Raw genomic sequence first — 2,805 nt, 5'->3', positions numbered from 1 at the left:
GAGACCCCCGATCCGTCGCTCGCCGCGCGGCACACGATCGGCGAGCAGCAGCTCCAGCTGCTCAAGGGAACGCGCTACGTGCTGGCGACGGCCGACGCGCCGGGCCCCGGCGTGCGCGAGGCGTTGCTCGCCTTCGGCCGCCACGCCGCGGAGCGGATCGCCGACGCGCCGGCGCCGGAGGAGCTGGACGCGCTGCCGAAGGCGGGGCTCGTGGCGCGCTCGGTGCGGATCGCGCGCGGCTCGTTCGGGCTGCAGCCGCTCTCGACGATGGGCGACGGCGACTTCCTGCAGCTCGCGTGGGGCAAGGCGACGCTCGTCGCCGGCGACTACGCGGGGGACGGCGCGCCGGCGAAGACGCTCTTCGTCGCGCGCTACGGGACCGCGGCGGCGGCGGCGAAGGCGTTCGCCGACCTGCCGGCGCGGCTCGACGCGGACACGAAGATTCGAGAGCGCGCCCCGGCGCGGCTCCTCTTCGTCGACCGCGACGGCGGGACGTGGGAGGCGACGCTCGACGGCGCCGTGGTGCGGCTGGCGCTGCGCCCCTGATCCGCCCCGCGGACGTCCGCGCGGCCGCGCGGCGCGGCGCGCGAAGGCGGATCGCGCCGCGTTCAGTCGATGGCGACGAAGACGGCGCCGTTCTCGACCTTCACCGGGTAGCTGCGGATCGGCGCGACGGCGGGCATCGAGAGCGCGGCGCCGCTCGTCACGTCGAACTTGGCGCCGTGGCGCGGGCAGGCGAGAGCGCATCCCTCGAGCTTTCCTTCGCCCAGCGGGCCGTCGTCGTGCGAGCAGCGGTCCTCGACGGCGTGGAAGGCGCCGGCGACCTTGCAGACGACGATCGTCTCGCCGTCGACGTCGACGATCTTGAGCGGGGCGGCGTCGAACTCGGCCGCGTCGGCGACGCGGCGCCACGTTCCTTCGGACATCCTCGGCTCCTCGGCCCCGCGACCGCGCTAAGCTGGACGGGTCCTGCGCGGCCGCGCGGCGGCTGGCGGGGAGGAAACGATACCTTCAAATCGTCCGTCCGGAGGCTTCGCGATGAGCGCCCTGTTCTCGCCGCTCCAACTGCGCGGCGTCGTCTTCCGCAACCGCGTCTTCGTGTCGCCGATGTGCCAGTACAGCGCGCCGGACGCCGTTCCGGCCGACTGGCACGTCGTGCATTACGGCGCCCGCGCCGTCGGCGGCGCGGGGCTGGTCCTGCTCGAGGCGACGGCCGTCGCGCCGGAGGGGCGGATCACGCCGTACGAGCTCGGCCTGTGGGACGACGCGCAGATCGCGCCGCTGGCGCGGCTGGCCGCGCTGATCAGAAGCGCCGGCTGCGCGGCGGGGATCCAACTCGGCCACGCGGGGCGCAAGGCCTCGTGCGCGCGGCCGTGGGAGGGCGGCGAGCCGCTGCCGCGCGGGAACGGCGGATGGGAGGCGGTCGCGCCGAGCCCGGTTCCGTTCGCGCCGGGGCATCCGGCGCCGCGCGCGCTGGCGAGGGAGGAGTTGCCGGGGATCGCCGAGTCGTTCGCCGCGGCGGCGCGCCGCGCGGCGCGGGCCGGCTTCGACGTCGTGGAGATCCACGCGGCGCACGGCTACCTGCTGCACCAGTTCCTCTCGCCGCTCTCCAATCTGCGCGGCGACGAGTACGGCGGGATGCCGGCGGCGCGGATGCGCTTCCCGCTGGAGGTGACGGAGCGGGTGCGCGCGGCGTGGCCCGACGACCGGCCGCTCTTCGTGCGGATCTCGGCGACCGACTGGATCCCCGGCGGCTGGGATCTCGAGCAGTCGATCGTCTTCGCGCGGGAGCTGAAGGCGCGCGGCGTCGACTTCGTCGATACGTCGAGCGGCGGCCTGGCGTGGGACGCGCGGATTCCGCTCGGGCCGGGCTACCAGGTCCCGTTCGCCGCGGCGCTGCGGCGCGAGGCGGGCGTGCCGACGGGCGCGGTGGGACTGATCACGGAGGCGCGGCAGGCGGAGGAGATCGTGGCGACGGGCGCGGCCGACGCGGTGCTGGTCGGGCGCGCGGCGCTCGACGATCCGCACTGGGCGCTGCACGCGGCGCGCGTCCTCGGCGCGGACGCGCCGTGGCCGGCGCAGTACCTGCGGGCCAAACGCTGACTCGACGCGCGACGCCGCTCGATGATTGCGCGGCTCGTAGGGGCGGCTGGCGCGCCGCGATGATCGTCGGAACAACGACGCACCATCGCGCCTGCCGCCCGACCTGAACACGGCGCAACGTTGCCTTTCGACGCGTCAACGGCAAGGTGTCGCGTGAATTGTGTCGGGAGGCAGGCGCGGAGGAGCGTCGAGCGGGGACGCGAAGATCCGGACGCGCCAGCCTCCCCTACGCGATCGTCGTAGGCAAGGATTCGCGTGAATCGGGTCGGAAGGCCGGCGCGGGAGATCAGCGGACGCGCCACATCTCGGGAGAGAGGCGGCGGCCGGGGAGGCCGCCGGCGAGGGCCAAGGCGCGCGCGACGCGGCGATGCGCTTCGACCGCCGCGTCGAGCGGCGACGAGCCGCGGGCGATCAGGCCGGCGCAGGTCGAGGCGAAGGCGCAGCCGGTGCCGTGCGTCTTGCCGCGCTCGACGCGCGGCGCCTCGGCGCGGCGTTCCCGGAGCGCGCCCGTTCCGTCGTCCGCCGGCCCCGCGGCGGCCATCAGCACGGTCTCCGCTCCCTGGCCGTCGAGCGCGCGCAGGTCGCCCGCCGTCACGACCGCCGTCCGCCGGTCGGTCGCGAGGGCCCGCGCCAGCTCGGGAAGCTGGTCGGGGCGCGCGGCCCATGTCGTGCCGCAGAGCGCGGCGGCCTCGGCGGCGTTCG

The 2,805-nt window shown here is 75.9% G+C and carries 4 protein-coding genes; 2 read left to right on the top strand and 2 right to left on the bottom strand.

Going from position 1 to position 2,805, the window contains the following annotated elements:
- The coding region (locus tag LLG88_12365) for a hypothetical protein (GenBank protein ID MCE5247697.1) at window positions 1–546 on the top strand (546 nt) is incomplete at its 5' end.
- 62 nt (window positions 547–608) lie between these two features.
- On the opposite strand, the gene LLG88_12360 is transcribed toward LLG88_12365, so the two are convergent.
- Complete coding sequence (locus tag LLG88_12360; protein ID MCE5247696.1) at window positions 609–926, bottom strand: non-heme iron oxygenase ferredoxin subunit; 318 nt, start codon at window positions 924–926, stop codon at window positions 609–611.
- 112 nt (window positions 927–1,038) lie between these two features.
- Here LLG88_12360 and LLG88_12355 point away from each other — a divergent pair, with 112 nt between their 5' ends.
- Entirely contained in the window at window positions 1,039–2,103 is a 1,065-nt protein-coding gene (locus tag LLG88_12355) for an NADH:flavin oxidoreductase/NADH oxidase (protein MCE5247695.1), read from the top strand.
- A 286-nt stretch (window positions 2,104–2,389) separates the two neighbouring features.
- Here the strand turns inward: LLG88_12355 and LLG88_12350 are convergent.
- Window positions 2,390–2,805, bottom strand: a 416-nt coding sequence (locus LLG88_12350; protein MCE5247694.1) for a hydroxymethylpyrimidine/phosphomethylpyrimidine kinase, incomplete at its 5' end; no start/stop codon positions are given.

The organism is bacterium (assembly GCA_021372775.1).
Classification (GTDB): Bacteria; Acidobacteriota; Polarisedimenticolia; order J045; family J045; genus JAJFTU01.
The sequence above is the reverse complement of the archived record's forward strand: the minus strand, read 5'-3'. Positions and strand labels throughout refer to the sequence as shown.

What these genes read in the sequence shown, in the direction of transcription:
- LLG88_12355 (MCE5247695.1), top strand. Translation starts at nt 1,039, where the DNA reads ATGAGCGCCCTGTTCTCGCCGCTCCAACTGCGCGGCGTCGTCTTCCGC.
- LLG88_12360 (MCE5247696.1), bottom strand. Translation starts at nt 926, where the DNA reads ATGTCCGAAGGAACGTGGCGCCGCGTCGCCGACGCGGCCGAGTTCGAC.